This is a genomic window from Psychroserpens sp. SPM9, from assembly GCF_025153525.1.
Taxonomy (GTDB): Bacteria; Bacteroidota; Bacteroidia; order Flavobacteriales; family Flavobacteriaceae; genus Psychroserpens.
On sequence record NZ_JANZNR010000004.1, the window covers coordinates 176779 to 197889 of the forward strand.

17 protein-coding genes are annotated in these 21111 nt (G+C 35.0%); 9 read left to right on the forward strand and 8 right to left on the reverse strand.

The window, feature by feature from the left end; all coding sequences use genetic code 11:
* Positions 1 to 10: 10 nt before the first annotated feature.
* From N4270_RS09770 to N4270_RS09780, 3 genes are all read left to right on the forward strand, one after another.
* On the forward strand, positions 11 to 958 hold the full coding sequence (locus tag N4270_RS09770) for a nitronate monooxygenase family protein (protein ID WP_260096910.1): 948 nt from the start codon (positions 11 to 13) through the stop codon (positions 956 to 958).
* A gap of 78 nt (positions 959 to 1036) precedes the next feature.
* Positions 1037 to 2308, forward strand: a complete 1272-nt coding sequence (locus tag N4270_RS09775; RefSeq protein ID WP_260096911.1) for a hypothetical protein — start codon at positions 1037 to 1039, stop codon at positions 2306 to 2308.
* Positions 2309 to 2409: 101 nt separating this feature from the next.
* Entirely contained in the window at positions 2410 to 2730 is a 321-nt protein-coding gene (locus N4270_RS09780) for a YtxH domain-containing protein (RefSeq protein ID WP_260096912.1), read from the forward strand.
* Here the strand turns inward: N4270_RS09780 and N4270_RS09785 are convergent.
* Positions 2727 to 3293, reverse strand: coding sequence for a GNAT family N-acetyltransferase (locus N4270_RS09785; RefSeq protein WP_260096913.1), 567 nt, complete (start codon positions 3291 to 3293; stop codon positions 2727 to 2729). The genes N4270_RS09780 and N4270_RS09785 overlap by 4 nt on opposite strands.
* 315 nt (positions 3294 to 3608) lie before the next feature.
* On the opposite strand from N4270_RS09785, the gene N4270_RS09790 reads away from it, so the two are divergent.
* Entirely contained in the window at positions 3609 to 10403 is a 6795-nt protein-coding gene (locus N4270_RS09790; protein WP_260096914.1) for a T9SS type A sorting domain-containing protein, read from the forward strand.
* Between the two features lie 77 nt (positions 10404 to 10480).
* On the opposite strand, the gene N4270_RS09795 is transcribed toward N4270_RS09790, so the two are convergent.
* On the reverse strand, positions 10481 to 11119 hold the full coding sequence (locus N4270_RS09795; protein WP_260096915.1) for an alpha/beta hydrolase: 639 nt from the start codon (positions 11117 to 11119) through the stop codon (positions 10481 to 10483).
* Between the two features lie 40 nt (positions 11120 to 11159).
* Between N4270_RS09795 and N4270_RS09800 the strand changes: the two genes are divergently transcribed.
* Complete coding sequence (locus N4270_RS09800; protein WP_260096916.1) at positions 11160 to 11585, forward strand: PaaI family thioesterase; 426 nt, start codon at positions 11160 to 11162, stop codon at positions 11583 to 11585.
* A 3-nt stretch (positions 11586 to 11588) separates the two neighbouring features.
* A complete protein-coding gene (locus N4270_RS09805; RefSeq protein ID WP_260096917.1) occupies positions 11589 to 12704 on the forward strand; it encodes a chorismate-binding protein in 1116 nt (371 codons plus the stop codon).
* Here the strand turns inward: N4270_RS09805 and N4270_RS09810 are convergent.
* From N4270_RS09810 to N4270_RS09830, 5 genes are all read right to left on the reverse strand, one after another.
* Positions 12701 to 13444: a phosphatase PAP2 family protein gene (locus tag N4270_RS09810; protein WP_260096918.1), complete on the reverse strand. Its 744-nt coding sequence runs from the start codon at positions 13442 to 13444 to the stop codon at positions 12701 to 12703. The two genes, N4270_RS09805 and N4270_RS09810, sit on opposite strands and share 4 nt — an antisense overlap.
* Positions 13438 to 14508, reverse strand: a complete 1071-nt coding sequence (locus tag N4270_RS09815; RefSeq protein WP_260096919.1) for a glycosyltransferase family 9 protein — start codon at positions 14506 to 14508, stop codon at positions 13438 to 13440. Before N4270_RS09815 ends, N4270_RS09810 begins: the two co-directional genes overlap by 7 nt.
* A gap of 4 nt (positions 14509 to 14512) precedes the next feature.
* Positions 14513 to 15112 (reverse strand): phosphatase PAP2 family protein, encoded by a 600-nt coding sequence (locus N4270_RS09820; protein WP_260096920.1) that lies wholly within the window; start codon positions 15110 to 15112, stop codon positions 14513 to 14515.
* Between the two features lie 258 nt (positions 15113 to 15370).
* Complete coding sequence (locus tag N4270_RS09825; RefSeq protein WP_260096921.1) at positions 15371 to 16627, reverse strand: HAMP domain-containing sensor histidine kinase; 1257 nt, start codon at positions 16625 to 16627, stop codon at positions 15371 to 15373.
* Positions 16628 to 17302, reverse strand: coding sequence for a response regulator transcription factor (locus N4270_RS09830; RefSeq protein ID WP_260096922.1), 675 nt, complete (start codon positions 17300 to 17302; stop codon positions 16628 to 16630).
* 166 nt (positions 17303 to 17468) lie between these two features.
* On the opposite strand from N4270_RS09830, the gene menD reads away from it, so the two are divergent.
* The 3 genes from menD (at position 17469) to N4270_RS09845 (ending at position 20685) form a co-directional block, all read left to right on the forward strand.
* On the forward strand, positions 17469 to 19229 hold the full coding sequence (menD, locus tag N4270_RS09835) for a 2-succinyl-5-enolpyruvyl-6-hydroxy-3-cyclohexene-1-carboxylate synthase (RefSeq protein WP_260096923.1): 1761 nt from the start codon (positions 17469 to 17471) through the stop codon (positions 19227 to 19229).
* Between the two features lie 88 nt (positions 19230 to 19317).
* On the forward strand, positions 19318 to 19656 hold the full coding sequence (locus N4270_RS09840) for a DUF2853 family protein (protein ID WP_260096924.1): 339 nt from the start codon (positions 19318 to 19320) through the stop codon (positions 19654 to 19656).
* 195 nt (positions 19657 to 19851) lie between these two features.
* Entirely contained in the window at positions 19852 to 20685 is an 834-nt protein-coding gene (locus tag N4270_RS09845; protein ID WP_260096925.1) for a S1 RNA-binding domain-containing protein, read from the forward strand.
* On the opposite strand, the gene N4270_RS09850 is transcribed toward N4270_RS09845, so the two are convergent.
* Positions 20677 to 21096, reverse strand: coding sequence for a hypothetical protein (locus N4270_RS09850; protein ID WP_260096926.1), 420 nt, complete (start codon positions 21094 to 21096; stop codon positions 20677 to 20679). The two genes, N4270_RS09845 and N4270_RS09850, sit on opposite strands and share 9 nt — an antisense overlap.
* Between the last annotated feature and the right edge of the window lie 15 nt (positions 21097 to 21111).

A 21111-nucleotide genomic window follows, 5' to 3' on the forward strand; every position in this document is an offset into this window, starting at 1 on the left:
TACATAATCTATGGACACCAAACTGACCCAACTTCTAAATATTAAATATCCAATCATTCAGGCACCCATGTTTTTGGTATCAAACGTTGCCATGGTAACCGAAGCGATGAATGCTGGTATTGCAGGTTGTATTCCTGCTTTAAATTACAGAACTTTAGATGAATTACGAGCAGCTATTCGCGAATTAAAAGCGAAGAAAGTGGAAGGTGGATCATTCGGTTTTAACCTCATTGTTAATAAATCCAATGTAAAGTATAAAGGTCAGTTAGAAGTCATTTGCGAAGAAGGTTGTGATTTTATTATCACCTCATTGGGAAGTCCGGAAGAAACCATAAATCAAGCCCACGCTGTTGGGATTAAAGTGTTTTGTGATGTGACCGATTTGAGATTTGCAAAAAAGGTGGAAAGCTTAGGAGCTGATGCTGCCATAGCAGTAAATAATGAAGCTGGTGGACATCGTGGAAATTTATCTCCTGAAGCCTTAATTAAGCAACTCAATGATAATTTATCAATTCCTGTAATTTCAGCAGGTGGTGTAGGTTGCAAAGCCGACATTGATAAAATGCTAAGCTATGGCGCAGCTGGTGTTTCGGTTGGGAGTCCGTTTATCGCCTCTGTAGAAGCGGGTGTGACCGACGAATACAAGCAGGCTTGTGTAGATTATGGAGCTCAGGATATTATTATGACCGAACGTATTTCGGGAACACCTTGTACGGTTATCAATACACCTTACGTTCAAAAAATTGGAACCAAAGCAACCTGGTTAGAAAACCTCCTTAATAAAAACCGTAAACTCAAAAAATGGGTAAAAATGGTTCGGTTTTCAATAGGAATGAAAGCCACCGAAAATGCAGCAAAAAAAGCGACTTATAAAACGGTTTGGGTTGCAGGACCAAGTATAGAACATACTAAAGAAATTCTTCCCGTTAAGGCTATTGTAGCTAATTTGGTGAATTAAGATAAAATTAATTGCTTTTAGTGTTCTGTTTCTTAATTAAATAAGATTAAATTTAATCCATAACTTTTATCTTATAATTTGAAAAAATTACTCATAGGACTGCTCATTATTATCGTTGTATTCGTGCTACTATTGTATTGGTCTTTATCTAGTACAGACAAGCAATTTAAACGAAATGAACTCATTAATATAGACACTGTAGAATCCATTAATTTCAAAGATTATGATTCTGTCATGGTGGCTGCTAGCACCTTATATGATGCTGACGAAATTAAACGATTAATGCAGGGCGAACACTATAGAAAGGTTTGGGCTGCGCCCGTAAAAGTTCCTGTGGTATTTTTAGATACTTTGTTTGGAGGTGTAACTATTATTGAAGAAGGTGGAGGAAAGCAAACACATTCCCTTAAATTAAAGGCCGATAATGGAGTTCTCTATACTTTGCGAAGTATTAATAAAGATCCGCAACCGCTCATTCCAGAATTTGCTAAAACCCTAGGTTTAGAGAATATTATTGTCGATGGAATTTCGGCACAGCATCCTTATGGAGCACTGTTGGCGGCTAAACTCTCTGAAGTTATAGATGTACTGCATACCAATCCTAAAGTCGTATTTCTTCCGAAGCAAGAGCAATTAAAAAGCTTCAACGCCAAATTTGGCAACCGTATATTTTTATTAGAATATGAAACAGAAAGTGATGTAAATTGGACAGAATACACTAATATTATTAAAATTGTTGACACGGAAGATCTGCAGGAACTCAAAATCGAATTGGGAACTCGCTTGAACATTGATAAGCAACTTTTAATAAGAGCACGATTATTCGATTTTTTAATAGGTGACTGGGATCGCCATTCGAAACAATGGGGTTGGGCTGTGCAACAAAGAGCAGATGAATATCTAGCCATACCAATAGCAGGAGATAGAGATAATGCTTTTTTTGATACCGATGGCATCATTCCTTCGATACTTTCTCATAAAAATGTACTGCCAGAACTGAGACCTTTTGAAGATGATATTGACTTTTTGGAAGGTTTAGTTTATCCGTTTGATAGGTATTTTCTTTTCAATTGCCCTGAAGAATTATTTGTGATTGAAGCACTACAACTTCAAATGTTATTAACTGATGATGTGATAGATGAAGCACTTTCTGTGTGGCCAATGAATATTGTAGCCTTAAGTGGCGAGGAAATTACATATAAAATTAAGAGTAGACGCGATAAACTTTTACAATACGCTAAAGGGTTCAAGCAAGAAATAGATAAACAAGGAAAATTAAATACTTCTTTAAAAGGTTCTGAAGATTTAAACTTACCAATACATTTAAAACAGTGTTTTGACTGTTATTAATAGTTTAGAGTATAAATGATTGATTAATAGTTTGTTTGTAACAAAATGCCTCCTTTTACTACTTATAAATAAAACGAGTTTAATTAAAAATAAAATAAGTTATGATTCATAAAGGAGCTTTAGTACTAGGTGTATTAATTGGTGCAGCAGCAGGTGTGTTATTAGCGCCAGAAAAAGGGAGTGTAACAAGAGATCATTTAAAAAAAGAAGGTAAAGCCATCAAAGATCAACTTTCTAGTGATTTAGCGGAAGTAAAAGACGATGTGTCTAAAGCCGCTAAGTCTGGTAAAGACAAACTCAAAGTAGAACTTAAAGATCTGGCTTCTAAAACGAGCTATAAAACTGAGCAGGCTATTACGTTTTTAGAAAAGCAATTAGCCATTTTAAAAGAGAAAAATAAAACCTTACAAAAGACCAGTTAATAGGCTTTAAAAATTGTGGTTTTTATAACTGGCCATTCTTCTTTTAAGATACCATAGCAACAGGTGTTGCGTCTAAAACCATCATTCATAAGGGTGTCTTTTCGTAAAACACCTTCAAGATTGGCGCCTAGTTTTTCAACTGCTTTTCTTGACTTTTGATTACGCTCATCAATTCTGAATTCAACTTTTTCAAATTTTAAAGTTTCAAAAGCATATTGAAGCATTAAAAATTTCATAGGTGCGTTGAGTCCAGTTCCTTGAAATGCATGACCAATCCATGTCCAACCAATATGAAGTACTTTATTTTTCCAATTAATGAGTCCAAAGCGTGTGCTACCTGCATATTGCGCTTTTTGTTTATCATAAATAATAAAAGGTAAGGTCGTTTTATTGGTTTCACCATCTAATGCAAGTTTGACATAATCTAATAACTTATCAGAGGAAGAAATATCACTAGGCGAATAGGCGATGAGGTCTTTTTCTTGGGCAATTTCCAATAAATGAACATAATTTTCAAGAGTTAAAGGCTCCAAACGTACATCGTTATTTTCTAATACAATCATCTAAATTTAAATATGGAATACAAGTCTAAAGTATTCAAAATTTTAATGAGAAATAGTTTTTTGTATGAAAATTAGAACAAGTTTTTTTAGTAAATGCAATTCCTCCTTAAATCTTTGTATTTCAACGAATTAATTGTAAGGTTGATATAGAATACTTATATTTACATTTATTCCCTAATATCCTAGTTCTAAAAGTTTTAGAAACTAGGAAACATATAATAGCATTTAATAGAGGTTGATTAATAGCACAATGTCAACCAATCTACGTTTTAACTTATCCATAATGTAATGGTATAACTTTTAAACCAATACACTATGAAATCCATTGCTATTAACTTAATTAAGTATTTGTTTTTAAAAAAAAGACTGTTAATTATTGTTCTTTTTCTTGGAACTAATTCATTATTTGCTCAAACAGATACACCTTGTGAAGGTGCTCAGCGTTGGACACAAGGATCAACTTGGCTACCTGACGGTTCAATAGACGATGCACCAAATGCTAGTTTTCCTAATGGTATAATCAGGTGTGGTAGTTCTGCTGAGACGCAATCTCAAGTAATGCCTTATAATAATTCAATATATAATTCATCGCAGTTTGAGATCGATATTTCTGGAATTCCTTGTGTTGATCCTAGTACTCAAACTGTAGTATATCCTGATAATCCAACCAATGGAGAACCTATGATATGGTTAAATTTTGATGTTAGAGCATTTGCTGGAAGTTTTGAAATTCAAATTAACGATAACTCTGGGGATAATATAGCTTGGGTATTGTATTCGTCAAATGTTCACCAGGCAGGTACAACTTTAGCTTCCAATGGGCAACAACTAAGTGGTGATTGTGGTGATTTAAAACGGATTGCTTGTGGTGTTGAAAGTTCAAGTACTTGGAATACAATTCCTATTGAAGGAGAAGATTTTTTAGAGCCTGCAAATATGTATTTGGCAATTTGGGATCAAGATGCTGATGGAGATTTAGCAGTAAACAATTTTAAAGCAAGGTTCGGATGTGGAGATAGTGATGTAATAATTTGCTCACTAAGCATTGATGAACCTGTGGTATCTTGTGCAATTGATGGAGAATATACTGTAACTCTACCGATTAATGGCGCTAACGGTCAATATACTGCTAGTGATCCTAATGCTTTAACAATATCTGATGACATATGTCTTGGAAACTTAGGTGGTGGTGCTATTTCAGGTTCTTTCATTTTGACATATAGTCAAGGAACGGATTACAACATTGATATAAACCCCGTAGATCCTTCGACCAATGGATGTGTTGTGCCTCTAAACCCTTCCCAATGTACAGGAAATGTTTCAGGGTTAAGTCCTCCGCCTGCAACAGATAATATTGAAGATAATGTAACAGTTTGTTTTGGTGCTTCATATTTATGGCCGCAAAATAACACTGTTTATAATGCGTCACAAACACCTGTTACTTTAAATCTTACAGATGAGAATGGTTGTTCCTATACTGCTACTTTAATTATAGACGAATACCCTATTACGCCAGATGACACAGCTTCAGGTGAAGTTTGTGAGGGCAATACTTATAATTATGAAGGTACTGAATACGCAGTTGGAAGTCATGATATCCCAAGAATTGATGCTAATGGTTGTCCGTACAAAACCGTATTAACAGTAACGGCATATCCAGTAACACCAGATGATGCTGCTTTGGGTGAGGTTTGTGAAGGCAATACTTATAATTATGAAGGCACTGAATACGCAGTTGGAAGTCATGATATCCCAAGAATCGATGCTAATGGCTGTCCGTATAAAACCGTATTAACAGTTACGGCATATCCAGTGACTCCAGATGATACAGATTCAGGTGAGGTTTGTGAAGGCGATACCTATAATTACGAAGGGACTGAATACGCCGTAGGCTCTCATGATATCCCAAGAGTTGATGCTAATGGTTGCCCGTATAAAACGGTCTTAACAGTAACGGCTTATCCAGTAACACCAGACGATGCAGCGTCGGGTGAAGTTTGTGAAGGCGATACTTATAACTATGAAGGGACAGAATATGCCGTAGGTTCTCATGACATTCCAAGAGTTGATTCTAATGGTTGTCCGTATAAAACCGTCTTAACAGTAACCGCTTATCCAGTAACACCAGATGATACAGCTTCAGGTGAAGTTTGTGAAGGCGATACTTATAACTATGAAGGGACAGAATATGCCGTAGGTTCTCATGACATTCCAAGAGTTGATTCTAATGGTTGTCCGTATAAAACTGTCTTAACAGTAACCGCTTATCCAGTGACACCAGATGATGCAGCGTCGGGTGAAGTGTGTGAAGGTGATACTTATAATTATGAAGGCACTGAATACGCCGTAGGATCACATGATATCCCAAGAGTTGATTCTAATGGTTGTCCGTATAAAACCGTCTTAATAGTAACGGCATATCCAGTGACACCAGATGATGCAGCTTCAGGTGAAGTTTGTGAAGGTGACACTTATAATTATGAAGGTACTGAATACGCCGTAGGTTCTCATGATATCCCAAGAGTTGATACGAATGGTTGTCCGTATAAAACTGTCTTAACAGTAACCGCTTATCCAGTAACACCAGATGATACAGCTTCAGGTGAAGTTTGTGAAGGTGATACTTATAATTATGAAGGGACAGAATACGCCGTAGGATCACATGATATCCCAAGAGTTGATACCAATGGTTGTCCGTATAAAACCGTCTTAACAGTAACCGCTTATCCAGTAACACCAGATGATACAGCTTCAGGTGAAGTTTGTGAAGGCGATACTTACAACTATGAAGGGACAGAATACGCCGTAGGATCACATGATATCCCAAGAGTTGATTCTAATGGTTGTCCGTATAAAACCGTCTTAACAGTAACCGCTTATCCTGTGACGCCAGACGATGCAGCTTCAGGTGAAGTTTGTGAAGGTGATACTTATAATTATGAAGGGACTGAATACGCCGTAGGTTCTTATGATATCCCAAGAGTTGATACGAATGGTTGTCCGTATAAAACCGTCTTAACAGTAACAGCGTATCCAGTGACACCAGATGATGCAGCTTCAGGAGAGGTTTGTGAAGGTGATACTTATAATTATGAAGGGACTGAATACGCTGTAGGTTCTTATGACATTCTAAGAGTTGATACGAATGGTTGTCCGTATAAAACCGTCTTAACAGTAACGGCTTATCCAGTAACACCAGACGATACAGCTTCAGGTGAAGTTTGTGAAGGTGATACTTATAATTATGAAGGGACTGAATACGCTGTAGGATCACATGATATTCCAAAAACAGATGCTAATGGTTGTCCTTATACAACCGTATTAACGGTAACCGCTTATCCTGTAACCGACGATATCGTCAACGATGTTACGATTTGTCAAGGTGATTCATATGAGTGGCCAGTAACAGGTTTGACTTATACAGTAGCCGATTCTCCAGTAGAAGTGGACTTAACAGATGCTAATGGTTGTCCGTATAAAGCGACATTAACTATTACTGAAGATGAGGCACCAGATGCTGGACTTAATGGCAGTATCACGGTTTGTGAAGGTGTGATTCCAACCAATGAAGCATTATTTGAAGCCTTAGAAGGCGATCCAGATGAAGGTGGTATATGGAGCGGACCAGTAGCAGGTGTGTATACTTATACATTTGCAGCTTCAGGTTCTTGTCCGGAAGTATCTGCGACAGTTACAGTAGACTACTATGATGTAACGCCAGACGATGCAGCTTCAGGTGAAGTTTGTGAAGGCAGTAAATTTACATATGAAGGAACAGAATACGAAGTAGGAAGCTATGACATTCCAAGAGTTGATACGAATGGATGTCCGTATAAAACGGTCTTAACAGTAACGGCTTATCCAGTAACACCAGACGATGCAGCTTCAGGTGAAGTTTGTGAAGGTGATACTTATAATTATGAAGGTACTGAATACGCCGTAGGTTCTTATGACATTCTAAGAGTTGATACGAATGGTTGTCCGTATAAAACCGTCTTAACAGTAACGGCTTATCCAGTAACACCAGACGATACAGCTTCAGGTGAAGTTTGTGAAGGCGATACTTATAACTATGAAGGGACTGAATACGCTGTAGGTTCTCATGATATTCCAAAAACAGATGCTAATGGTTGTCCTTATACAACCGTATTAACGGTAACCGCTTATCCAGTAACCGACGATATCGTCAACGATGTTACGATTTGTGAAGGTGATTCATATGAGTGGCCAGTAACAGGTTTGACTTATACAGTAGCCGATTCTCCAGTAGAAGTGGACTTAACAGATGCTAATGGTTGTCCGTATAAAGCGACATTAACCATTACAGAAGATGAGGCGCCAGATGCTGGGCTTAATGGCAGTATTACGGTTTGTGAAGGTGTGATTCCAACCAATGAAGCATTATTTGAAGCCTTAGAAGGCGATCCAGATGAAGGTGGTACATGGAGCGGACCAGTAGCAGGTGTGTATACTTATACATTTGCAGCTTCAGGTTCTTGTCCGGAAGTATCTGCGACAGTTACTGTAGACTACTATGATGTGACACCAGACGATACAGCTTCAGGTGAAGTTTGTGAAGGTGATACTTATAATTATGAAGGTACTGAATACGCCGTAGGTTCTTATGACATTCCAAGAGTTGATGCTAATGGTTGTCCGTATAAAACCGTCTTAACGGTAACAGCTTATCCAGTAACACCAGATGATACAGCTTCAGGTGAAGTTTGTGAAGGTGACACTTATAATTATGAAGGGACAGAATACGCTGTAGGTTCTCATGATATCCCAAGAGTTGATACCAATGGTTGTCCGTATAAAACCGTCTTAACTGTAACAGCGTATCCAGTAACACCAGATGATACAGCTTCAGGTGAAGTTTGTGAAGGCGATACTTATAACTATGAAGGGACAGAATACGCTGTAGGATCACATGATATTCCAAAAACGGATGCTAATGGTTGTCCTTATACAACCGTATTAACGGTAACAGCTTATCCAGTAACCGACGATATCGTCAACGATGTTACGATTTGTGAAGGTGATACATATGAGTGGCCAATAACAGGTTTGACTTATACAGTAGCCGATTCTCCAGTAGAAGTGGATTTAACAGATGCTAATGGTTGTCCGTATAAAGCGACATTAACCATCACAGAAGATGAGGCGCCAGATGCTGGACTTAATGGAAACATTAAAGTTTGTCAAGATGTTACTCTAACCGATGAAGAATTATTTGAAGCCTTAGAAGGCGATCCAGATGAAGGTGGTACATGGAGCGGACCAGTAGCAGGTGTGTATACTTATACATTTGCAGCTTCAGGTTCTTGTCCGGAAGCATCTGCAACAGTTACTGTAGAATACTTTGATACAACGCCAGATGTTATTATAGATGCTGAGGTTTGCGAAGGCCAGACCTTTAGTTACGAAGGCGAAGAATATGAAATAGGAACACATTATATTCCTGAATTAGATGATAATGGATGTCCATATTCTATAGTTCTAAAAGTCACTGCAACTAATGTGACTTCAGATGATGAAGCCTATGGAACTGTTTGTGAAGGAGAATTATTCACATTCCAAGGAGAACAATATGGTGTAGGAGTACATGCGGTTCCACAGGTAGGAAGTGATGGATGCACTTATAATACTATTTTGACCGTTACTGAATATCCGAAAACAGAAGATTTCAAAGAAGAGGTTGTTATCTGTGATGGTGATACTTATACGTGGTCATTTAACGGACTTACCTATACAGCTGAAGATTCTCCAGTTGTGTTAAATCTTCAAGACGAAAATGGGTGTCCATATATAGCTACATTAATCATTGAGAAAACACCTGCAGCAAATGCCGGTGAAAACGGTAGTTTAAACGTTTGTATAGGAGATACACCAACATATGCCGAATTGTTTGAAGCATTGAATGGTAATCCTGATGAAGGTGGTGTTTGGAGCGGACCAGTAAATGGTGATTATACCTATACAGTAGTAGGCGAAAATAATTGTCCGAGTGATTCTGCAATAGTGAAAGTATACGAGTATTCTAAAGCTAAAGATATTAAAGAAGAAGTAACTATTTGCAAAGGAGGTTCTTACTACTGGTCTTTAAGCGGTACCTATCATACAGGATCAGATTCGCCAGTGGTATTGAATCTAGTAAATGAAAATGGATGCGATTACACTGCAACTTTAGTCATTACTGAAATTGACATACTAAGTGCAGGAGAGAATGGAGCTTTAACTCTATGCTATGGTGAAACGCCAACTGAAGAAGAACTGTTTGATGCCTTAGGAGGTTCACCAAGTGAAGGTGGAATATGGAACGGACCAGTTAATGATGAAGATTATGTCTATACAATTCCAGCAACAGAAACTTGTCCGTCATCATCAGCAATCGTTAAGGTTTATGAATATGCCAGAACTGAAAACATAAAAGAACAAGTATCTATTTGTGCAAACGATGACTATACCTGGGCATTAGATGGTAATACTTATGATCCTGAAGATTCGCCTGTAGTTATAAATCTTTTTGATGACAATGGATGTCCTTATACAGCAACGCTTTATATACAGACTAAAAACTTAGATCCAGTTGAGCATCAATCTTATGATAACTATTGTATTCAGTATGGTGTATTTGATTTACCTGGAGGTTTCCCAGAAGGAGGTTATTACTATGGACCAGGTATTATAGATAATCAAGATGGTACTTATAGTTTTAATGCTCCAGAAGTTGGAGTAGGTGTCTATGGTGTTGGTTATGCTGTAATTCAGAAAAATGGTTGTGTATCTGTTACCAAGTTTAAAATTAGAGTGATGGAGTGTGATATCAAGCGAATGGCTTCACCATTTGATTACAAAGCCTATCCAGTACCATTTTCTAAAGAAATCAATATCGCGTATGATTTCGATTTCGATACTGATGTTAATATTCAGATTATGGATATTAGAGGAATGTTACTCAAGGAGGTTAATAATAAAACCTTTATTAAAGACGCCGAACAAGTAACACAGATAGATCTTTCTGATATTAATGATCAAATATTATTTGTAAGAGTTACGACTAATAAAGGAAGTGTTGTTAAAAAAATAGTTCCTTCAAATAAAAAATGATGATTATATAATTGATTAAATAGCGAACAATTATTTTTAAGAGAAAGTAGCCGTCAATAACGGCTACTTTTTTGATTTTATACAGAACGATTAATGAGCGAGACATTCACTTCATGTACACCTTCAAATGGTATAATATTCAAGTTGGTTTTAAATAAATCTCGTGCTTTTTGTAATTCCAGTTCTATGCGACTCTCATTAAGGTACTCGTCATTTGTACCATATATAAGTGATGTTTTTCCAGTGAAAAAATTAAAATCTTGTGAGCTTAATTCTTTTGGAATACCGCCTGAGTGTAAAATGAGTTGTGAGCATTGTATTTGTCGCTTAGCCATGTAACGCATTACAACACTCACACCTTGCGAATAACCAAATAAAATTAATGTTTTGTTATGTTTTAAGAGTTGTTCATGTTCAAAAATAGCATCAAAATAGTGCATCACATTCTCGGTTTCGGCAATCGTATTTTCTTTTGTTAACCAGCTCGCACCAACATGCTTAAGTTTTGGAGCTATATAATATTTACTTTGGGCCTGAGGTGCAATAATATAATTTTCTTCAGCATTCAGTGTTTTGAAATATTTTAAAAAATAGCGACTCAAATACCCCATGCCATGACATACAAACCATATGTTTTTGGTTCGAGAGCTAAGCTCATTTAAAGTTGAATAAGTATTACTTATCGTATAAGAAATTTCCTTTTCTGTAGAATTCATTTTGTACTTTTGTTAGCGATTTTAAAAATACAGTATTTCTATGCAATTATCTAAAGAAGCGGTTTTGGCAAAAGCTAATGCAGTAAGTAAAAACACCTTAATGGAAACTCTAAATATCGAAATGGTCGATTATGGCGACAGTTTTTTAGTAGCCCGAATGCCTGTGAATTCAAGAGTTTATCAGCCTGATGGTGTTTTACATGGTGGAGCGACAGCTGCTTTAGCAGAAAGTGTTGGTAGTTTTGCTTCGTTTATTTTTATGGATGTTGATAAGCTTTTTGTACGCGGTTTAGAAATCACAGCCAATCATTTAAAAAGCGTTTCAGAAGGTTACGTTTATGCTAAAGCGACATTTTTGCACAAAGGAAGAACCACACAATTACTGGATATTAGAGTAACCGATGACCATGATAATTTGGTCTCCATTTGTAGGTTGTCAACCATTTCACTACCCAAGAAGAGTTAATGCATGCTTCAACAGGATTTTTTTTCACATATTACTTCTCATTATCAATTGCAATTACCTTTTGTAGCTTATAGACATCCTAATACGTCAACTCTAAAGGGACTCTTACAAACGAATCTTAAGGTGAATTATGTTGATGATTTTGATGATAGCGGATTTGTATTTTCGCCTTTTAATTCTGAAGATAAGACGGTTATTTTTTCTGCGGAAGATTGTAAAAGTATCCAGGCAGAACAAGAGTTTTCTTCAGATATATTCGATTCTGAAACACCTTCCGTTACTTCAAATATAACATCTGATGCTCATATGCAATTGGTTCAAAAAGGCATCGATGCTATTCTAGAACATCAGTTTGAAAAAGTAGTACTTTCTAGAGTTGAACCGATAGCAATTTCCGAAGCGCATCCCATACACATTTTTCAGTCTTTATTAAAAAAATACAGTTCGGCATTCATTTATATTTGGTACCATCCCAATATTGGTCTGTGGTTGGGAGCAACGCCTGAAACTTTACTTCAGGTTGAAGGGCAACGGTTTAAAACCATGTCTTTGGCAGGAACTCAGGTTTATAAAAATTCGTTGGAAGTAGACTGGGATTCAAAAAACCTTGAAGAGCAAAAGGTGGTTACAATGTTCATTAAAAATCAATTAACACCTTTTGTAGATCAACTTATAGTAGCACCAACAACTACGGTTAAAGCTGGTCAATTACTGCATTTACAATCTAAAATTTCGGGTCGATTAAAATCTGGAAATTTAAAAGAAGTCATTTTTGCATTGCATCCAACACCTGCAGTTTGCGGACTGCCTAAAAATGAAACAAAAGCTTTTATTTTGGAGCATGAAAATTATCAACGCGAATTTTATACGGGTTTTTTAGGGGAACTCAATTTTAAAACTGCAAAAACCAGAAATACGAATCGCCGTAATGTTGAAAATAATGCCTACGGAATTGTCCAGAATCAAAGCCGACTTTATGTGAATTTACGCTGTATGCAGATTAAAGATAACAAAGCTTTAATCTATGTGGGAGGCGGTATTACCAAAGATTCTAATCCGCAGTCTGAATGGAAAGAAACCCAACAGAAGCTTCACACGATGGCTTCGGTTTTATCTTAAAATTTAATCGCTAAATAAAGTCCTTTTTGTTCTGAGGTTATTTGCGGTATTAAAACGACTTGATCATTTACTTTAAATGGATTCCACGCAAAGAGATAATCAAAATGATAAACGAGTTTTGTAATACCAATACCAATTCCAGCTCCAAGTAATACATCTGAAAGCCAATGCTCATTTTTAGCAATTCTCAAATAGGCTGTTGTCGTTGCAAACAGATACCCACTGTATGCGAGTAGCGGTTTGGTGTCTTTAAACTCTTCGTACAAAACAGTTGCCGAAGAAAAGGCATAGGCTGTATGTGCCGAAGGAAATGCATTTCTATTGGAGCCACTGGGTCTTGTTTTTTCTATTTCGCGCTTTAATTTTGTGGTAATTAAATCTGTAAGCACTAACGAAATTGTCGCATTTTTAGTTTGATCAAACCAATGATTTTTAGATTCAACACCAACGATATCTGCAATATACATTTGAGCAAGAGGCGCAAATCGTGTATAATCATCGATAGAAGTGTCAAAATCGTCACTAATTTCCTTACGGAAATCTTTTTGAAAATTAATTTCAAAATCACTTCTTGTTAATACTAATGATGACCCAATCAACAAACTGGGAATTATAGCTTTTTTTAGCAAGTGTTTTGAGCGTGTTTTTTTTATGATGGAATCGTTTTGAGCATGTGTTTGATATAAAGGAGCAATCAAAAGCAGTAATAGAAACTGTTTTGTAAATTGTGTTTTTAGCATATTACCATGTGATGATTTAGTTTTTTATCAATAATCTCTAAGCATGCGTCGTAATCTGTATTGTTAGTATCGATATAATCACTTGTAGAATTATAAGGTTTATACTTTTGCGGATTGCTAACGGAAAACAAACCAATAGTAGTTGTTTGCGAAGCACTGGCGAGATGCATAATACCACTGTCGGCACCAATAAATAGTTTTGTATGAGCTATGACAGATGCAATGTCTCTAATGTTTTTGCTGTAAAAACTAGAAGTAGCAAAATCAATTTTTGAAACATTCTCTATGGGAAGTATTTCTAAAATATTATAACTGTCTCCATATTTGACTTTTAATTTCTCATAAAAAGTTAGCCACCATTGATTCGAATAGCATTTACTTCCTGTTGCATAAGTAAAAATTGAGATGGTATTTTTTTCAGGTCGTTCAACTAGTTTTGTTAGCATTTTATTTCCGTTTGATAATTCTTTGTCATTTAATTTTAAATTTAAATCTGGAATGGAATCCATGAGAATCGTATAACCGATTTGATTTAGGTAGTGTCTCAGATTATAAACTGTTTGCTTTGCCATGTGACAATAATCGTCTTCAGTAGGTGTTTCAGAATCAGACACTAGTCTACCAAAAACTTTATATTTTGCATTTGATAAGTAAGTAAGGATTTTTCCAGAAGAAGACCCTTCATCTCCATTAATAGCTAAATCGTATTTTTTAGTTTTAACGGAAAAGAAAATCTTAAGATACTTAAATAATTCTTTAAATGGTTTTCTTGGTAAGATTATTATGTTGCGAATATGTAGATATTCTTGTAGGATTGGTTTCGCTATACTTCCTTTTACAATGACATCTATTTCACATTCTGGAAAAAGAGTTACCAGTTCTTGGATTAGCGGTGTAATTAAAAGGATATTGCCTAGCCTTTGATTAGGCCGATTGATAAGAATTGTTTTAATCTCAGTTTTTTGAGTTCCTTTTACTTTTTTATAGTAATGAGATTTCCCAATATTTTGTGTGAGTTTGGGCATTAGTTTTTTTCTAATTTTATCGGCTTTCTTTAGTATCATGATTTTAAAATTTATAAATTATACCAACAGAGTAGTAGTTATTATTACTGTTAAAGGTTAGTTTTATTCGTTCTTTTTGATGTTCTGATGTAAAGAGATAAGAGCTTCCAACGCCCGAAATGATACCACCTAAAACATCAAACCAATCATGTCTATCATTTATTCCTTCAACTCTACTAAAAGCCACGAAACTAGCTATTGCATAAGCTGGAATACCATATTTCCAACCATATCGACGTTGTAAAAAAGACGCACCTTGAAAAGCAAAAGAGGTATGACCTGATGGGAACGCATGTCCGTCTGTAGCGCCATCCGGACGATCTTTATTAATGGCAAATTTTAATAAATAAGTTGCAAGTAAGTTTGTACTAGCTGCTTTTATATATTGCCAACCACCTTTTGTGTCGTTATGAGTTAGTATTAAAACCACTGAGGCTACAGCAGGTAAATATTGCCCATAGTCACCCATTTGTTCTATGGTTTGCTCTGTTCGGATTTCTGCTAAAGATTCAATTTCTTGAGCTTTGCTAGACGTTGATAAAAGTGAAAAACAAAACAGAAGGATTGCTATTCTAAGGCTTCTGTTGCTTTTTGGTGAAAACATTTTATTCCTTTATTGATAAAGTAAATGTTTGGTATAAGCGTCTTATTTTTTAGTTATAAGACAAAAATGAGAAGTGAATCTTTATGAATTTTAAAGCAATTCTAAAGGAAATTTAAAGTTCTAGTTTTGTGATATTTAATATGCTGTAATCCAGGCTTTTGCTATGTTTAGTGTCAGCATTATTTTTATTTTAAACAGGCAGTTGCCTTTTAATTTAGTAGGATAAAAACTTCGAAGCAATCGATAGGTTCTATTATACTATTTAAAAGCAATAGAGAAGTAATGCCTTTGATTTTCAAACGTATAACTGATTTTATAATCGTACAAAGCGCATATTTTTTTTACGATGGCTAAACCTAATCCTGAAGATTTTTGCAAACCACTTTCTTTATAAAATCGGTCAAATATCTTTTCAGGATTTTTTATAGGATGATTTCCAGCGTTACTAACAGTAAGTATATTATCGGTCATGGCAACTTCAATAGGTTGCTCATCGTCACTATATTTAATAGCATTACTTAAAAGATTATTACATAGAATTTCTGCTAAATGGGGATTCATTTTTACAAATGAATTTTCATTCACATTTAACACGATGCTATGATTAGAGATACCATCAAAACTGTTCTTTAGGTTTTGTAATAGATGTTTAAAGTTAACTGATGCTTTTTCAGAAAACTGATCGTTATCAATTTTTGCTAATAAAATAAGATGTTTATTAAGTTGCGTTAATCGTTTAATATCCTTTTGGATTGATGTTAGCTCGATGTATTGTTTATCATTAATATTATTTTCATTAATGATATTTTCAATTTTAGCTTGAATTATAGCCAAGGGTGTCTGAGATTCGTGAGACACGTTTTCTGTAAACTGTTTGAGACTGCTATAATCGGCATTAATTTTTTTAAAAAGTGTATTAAGCTGAAGGTTTAATTCATTAAACTCATTAATATTGGAAGTGTCAAATGTTATATTTTGTCTTGATTCTAATGAGAAGTTTTTAAGTTTATTAAGGCTGTTAAAAAAAGGAAGCCAAAGACGTTTATTATAAGATTTATTTATAAAAAACAGGATAATAAATGCTAATGCTAAAATCGACAAAAAAGAAATAATGATTCCTAAAAGTAAATCTTCAGATTCTATAACCAATGTTCGGGCTTTTATTTCGTATATCTCATTGTTTATTTGCTTTGAGATTGTTAACTCTTTAAATAATTCTACTTCATTTTGTCTGGGATCAAAAATTAAAGTGTCTTTCAGGGTTTCAGGATTTAAATTTTCAACCCTTTGAATGTCCATTACAGGTTGAATTGGAGATAGTTTCGTGCCTTTTTTTAAGTTCTCTTCTATAAATGCGACCTGAGAATACAATTCTTCTTCTATTTCTTCATTTAATAAGTCACGTGTATAAATGTATAACGCCGAAGCGGTAAACACCATAAGTCCCGCACTCATGAGTAAAAAATTAGTAGATGTTTTTCGTAGTAAATTATATGTTTTGGTTTGTGCTTTCATCTACTCAGCTAGAAATTTGTAACCAGACCCATAAGCAGTTTTGATATATCGACTCCCAGCATCTTTAAGTTTTTTTCTTAGGTTATTAATGTGAACATAAATAAAATCAAAATTATCAAGAAGATCACTATGATCTCCCCAAAGGTGTTCGGCGATAATTTCCTTAGAAAGCACACGGCCTTGATTTGAAATAAAAAATAATAGTAAATCGTATTCTTTTCTGGTTAGATTGATAGCAACATCATCAACATAAGCCGTTCTGGAACGTGTATTTACAGATATTTCATAAAACCTAATAGTATCATGACCCCCAAACTTTCCTCGTCTCAATACGGCCTTAATTCTAGAGTTGAGCTCTGCAAGATGGAAAGGTTTTGTAATATAATCGTCAGCACCCAAATCTAAACCTTCAAGTTTATTTTCTAAAGAGCTATTAGCAGAAATAATAATGACTCCAATCTTTTTGTTTTCCTTTTTTATAATTCTGAGAATATCTAAACCACTGCCAGTTTCTAAATTAATATCCAGAATAATAACATCATAGTCGTACAGTTCTATTTTCTCCTGAGCTTCATAAAAGTCTGATGCCACTTCACAAACGTTTCCATCACTCTGTAAATAGAGTTGTATAGAATGCTGCAAGGCAATTTCATCTTCAGCTATTAGTATTTTCATAAGCTTAAAAAAACTAAATTACATTTAAATTCTAAGTAAAAGTTAAAGCGCTTATATTTTAATTGAAAAGTCTAAAAAAGAATTCATAACATTTAGTAAAAAGTGATTGAAATTGCTGTAATTATAGTTTCCAAAAATTAAGTATTCGTTTTATATTTGTAGTTCTATGATACACCCTAAAATTCCGCTTGCGCAGACCGTTATTCAGCTGTGTAAATTAAAACAGATTAAGCACATTATCATTTCCCCTGGAAGTAGAAATGCACCTTTGACGCTAGGTTTTACAAATGACACTTTTTTTAAGTGTTATAGTATCGTAGACGAACGCAGCGCCGCGTTTTTTGCTCTAGGAATTGCGCAACAAACAGGTGAGCCTGCTGTCGTTATTTGTACTTCGGGTAGTGCATTACTCAATTATTATCCTGCTGTTGCTGAAGCATTTTATAGTGATATTCCGTTGGTGGTGTTATCGGCAGACAGACCTAAACATTTGATAGGAATAGGTGATGGACAAACCATTCAGCAGAAAGATGTTTATGAAAATCACGTGTTGTATTCGACCAATCTGAAGTTAGATTTAAAAGATGAAAATAGATTATCGGATAAAGATGAGTTGCCTATTTTTAAAAGTTTAGAAAACAAATTAGAACGTTTTTTAGGACTGCAACAAGATATACAGTCTTATAATGAAGAAGAACTCAATACAGCTTTTAACCTGGCAAAATTAAAAAAAGGCCCTGTGCATATCAATGTGCCTTTTGATGAACCGCTTTATGAAACGGTCGAAGAATTAACAGTGCGTCCTAAAGCTATTGAGACAGATTTAAAACTACCAAAAATTGATCAGGCCGAATTAAAAGATTGCATCGACGAATGGTATGTAGCTACCAAAAAAATGATCTTGGTTGGCGTGTTGTCACCAGATGAAATAGACCAACAACGACTGGAAGAACTCGCAGATGATGATAGTGTCATTGTTTTTACCGAAACCACATCTAATTTGCACCATCCTAATTTTTTTCCAAGTATAGATAAAATTATTGCGCCTTTAGATGAGGCCGAATTAAAAGCTTTACAACCCGATATTCTCGTGACTATTGGCGGTTTAGTGGTGTCAAAAAAAATCAAAGCCTTTTTAAGACAGTACCAACCAAAACACCATTGGCATATTGGAGAGAAAACGGCAAACGATACGTTTTTCTGTTTAAGCAAACATATTGTTGCGAAGCCTAATGATTTTCTAGCCGAATTTTTTCCTAAAATTACACATCTTGCTAAAAGCAATTACTTTGATACTTGGAATGCCGTTAAACAGCATCGTCGTAAGAAGCATTTAGAGTATGTAAAGCAGATTCCGTTTAGTGATTTTAAAGCCTTTTCAATACTTTTAAAATCCGTACCTAATAAAAGTGTGTTGCAATTAGGAAACAGTTCTACGGTACGCTATGCCCAGTTATTTAATTTAAATACAAGCCTTCAGGTGTATTGTAATCGCGGCACAAGTGGTATAGACGGAAGCACTTCTACTGCGGTTGGTTGCGCAGTCGCATCAGCAAAACAAACCCTGTTTGTTACTGGCGATTTAAGTTTCTTTTACGACAGTAATGCCTTATGGAATAATTATATTCCGAAGACATTCAGAATCATCTTAATCAACAATCAAGGTGGTGGGATTTTTAGGATTCTTCCAGGTCATAAAAACACCGAAAACTTTGATTACTTCTTTGAAACTAAGCATAATTTAACGGCTAAGCAGTTGTGTGAGATGTATCATTTTGACTATCTGACAGCACATGACGACAATGAACTTGAAACCGCTTTAAAAGGGTTTTATAATAAATCAAAGCAGCCGAGACTTTTAGAAGTGTTTACACCACGCACTACAAATGATGAGATCCTTTTAGATTACTTTAAGTTTATTAAATAGATAATTGTGACTTATCTGTTTTTTAAGTGTCTTATAATTAGCTATATTTATACAGCAATTAATTATTAACCCTAAAAATTTAACAAACATGAGTAAAAGAGACGAATTGATAGCAAAATATGCTGCTGATTTAAAAGACAAATGTGGTGTTACACCAGATATGGATTTATTGACAAAAGTGACTATTGGTTGCGGACCATCAATTTACAACGCTGATGCAGCAACTGTTTCAGGTTCTGATGAATCAGAATTAAATACAGTAAAACAAAACTTTTTAATTAAAAAATTAGGATTAAAAGATAGTGCCGATTTAGATAAAGGGATTGCTTCTGTAATGGAAACCTACGGGAAATCAAATCGTAATAAATATAGAGCTGTCGTTTATTATTTACTGACAAAACACTTCAAAAAAGAATCAGCTTATTAATCTGAAACTTTAAGATAAACCGAAGCGTTAGCGTTCCTTTTGAATGGTAACGCTTTTTTTGTACGCTAAATTTAGAATTTGAAATAATTTTAGGTTGAATACGCCAGATTTCCTTTTTACTTTTTTAAGCGACATTATGAATCTAAAGAGTCAAATCAAAGCGGTCTAAAGGTCTTTTTTGCATATCTTTGCGGCATGATAAAAATAGGAGAGTACAACATACTAGACATACTTCGAGAAACCGATCAAGGTTTATATTTAGCTGACAAAGATGGTAATGAAGTCTTATTGCCAAATCGTTATGTGCCTGAATCATTTCAGATTTGGGACGAAATTGAAGTCTTTGTCTATTTAGATAATGAAGAACGTCCTGTAGCTGTGACAGACGAACCCTATATTACACGTGATGATTTTGCGCTTTTGCGTTGTAATCAGGTAACTAATCATGGTGCTTTTTTAGATTGGGGAATGGTCAAAGAATTGTTTTGTCCGTTTAAAGAACAAGCATTTAAAATGAAAGCTGGTGGCTGGTATTTGGTGTATTGCTATCTCGATGAAGAAACCGATCGCTTAGTAGCTTCAAGTAAAACCAACCGATTTTTAGATAATAAAGTTTTGACGATTCAGCAATTTGAAGAAGTCGATTTAATAGTGTCTCATCCTTCAGAATTAGGCATGAATGTTATTGTGAATAAGCAACATTTGGGATTAATTTTTTCCGAAGATATATTTAAAGATATTAGTGTTGGCGACCGCTTAAAAGGGTATGTTAAAAAGATTCGTCACGATAATAAACTGGATATTGTGTTAGGTAAAATTGGATATCGTAAGATAGAACCTAATGCCGAAATAATTATGCAACATTTAGAAGATACGCGTGACGGTTATCTCGCTCTTAATGATAAATCTAATCCAGAGGCGATTAAGCGCGAATTACAAATGAGCAAAAAAACCTTTAAAAAGGCGATTGGGACACTTTACAAACAAAAGCTTATTACCATAAAAGACGATGGTATTTATCTAAACTAGTACAGTTGTATCCTTAAAATGCGCTTCAACCCATTGAATCGCATCATCTAAGTCCTGAAAATTTTTTCTGTTAAATTCGAAGAAATGATTTTCCATTTCAAATACTTTACTGGCAAACGACGAGTAGGTTACTGTGGCGTAGGCTTTTAAATTTTTAAATGTCTTATTAAAAAAAGGCGCATCTGTAATTAAAATTGAATAAGAATTTCTTCTGTTAGCGATAAAGCCAAAGCCAGTATTACCATAATGTTTCAGAATTATAGTTTTAGCATCCGTGAAATTTTCGTAGGTGATATTGATGCCTTCGTTAAATTCGGCAACGAGGTAATTTTCAAAAAAGTATAAGTCGCCAATGGCTACAGTTTCTTTATGTATTAATTTAGAGTAGTATTTAGAATCAATTAATAACATGTCATCTATTTAATA

Excerpts from the sequence above, each read along its gene's own strand:
- N4270_RS09820 (WP_260096920.1), bottom strand. The coding sequence starts at position 15,112 with ATGTTTTCACCAAAAAGCAACAGAAGCCTTAGAATAGCAATCCTTCTG.
- N4270_RS09805 (WP_260096917.1), top strand. The coding sequence starts at position 11,589 with ATGCTTCAACAGGATTTTTTTTCACATATTACTTCTCATTATCAATTG.
- N4270_RS09830 (WP_260096922.1), bottom strand. The coding sequence starts at position 17,302 with ATGAAAATACTAATAGCTGAAGATGAAATTGCCTTGCAGCATTCTATA.
- N4270_RS09850 (WP_260096926.1), bottom strand. The coding sequence starts at position 21,096 with ATGTTATTAATTGATTCTAAATACTACTCTAAATTAATACATAAAGAA.
- N4270_RS09845 (WP_260096925.1), top strand. The coding sequence starts at position 19,852 with ATGATAAAAATAGGAGAGTACAACATACTAGACATACTTCGAGAAACC.
- N4270_RS09815 (WP_260096919.1), bottom strand. The coding sequence starts at position 14,508 with ATGATACTAAAGAAAGCCGATAAAATTAGAAAAAAACTAATGCCCAAA.
- N4270_RS09770 (WP_260096910.1), top strand. The coding sequence starts at position 11 with ATGGACACCAAACTGACCCAACTTCTAAATATTAAATATCCAATCATT.
- N4270_RS09825 (WP_260096921.1), bottom strand. The coding sequence starts at position 16,627 with ATGAAAGCACAAACCAAAACATATAATTTACTACGAAAAACATCTACT.
- menD (WP_260096923.1), top strand. The coding sequence starts at position 17,469 with ATGATACACCCTAAAATTCCGCTTGCGCAGACCGTTATTCAGCTGTGT.
- N4270_RS09795 (WP_260096915.1), bottom strand. The coding sequence starts at position 11,119 with ATGAATTCTACAGAAAAGGAAATTTCTTATACGATAAGTAATACTTAT.
- N4270_RS09780 (WP_260096912.1), top strand. The coding sequence starts at position 2,410 with ATGATTCATAAAGGAGCTTTAGTACTAGGTGTATTAATTGGTGCAGCA.
- N4270_RS09800 (WP_260096916.1), top strand. The coding sequence starts at position 11,160 with ATGCAATTATCTAAAGAAGCGGTTTTGGCAAAAGCTAATGCAGTAAGT.
- N4270_RS09840 (WP_260096924.1), top strand. The coding sequence starts at position 19,318 with ATGAGTAAAAGAGACGAATTGATAGCAAAATATGCTGCTGATTTAAAA.
- N4270_RS09810 (WP_260096918.1), bottom strand. The coding sequence starts at position 13,444 with ATGCTAAAAACACAATTTACAAAACAGTTTCTATTACTGCTTTTGATT.
- N4270_RS09790 (WP_260096914.1), top strand. The coding sequence starts at position 3,609 with ATGAAATCCATTGCTATTAACTTAATTAAGTATTTGTTTTTAAAAAAA.
- N4270_RS09785 (WP_260096913.1), bottom strand. The coding sequence starts at position 3,293 with ATGATTGTATTAGAAAATAACGATGTACGTTTGGAGCCTTTAACTCTT.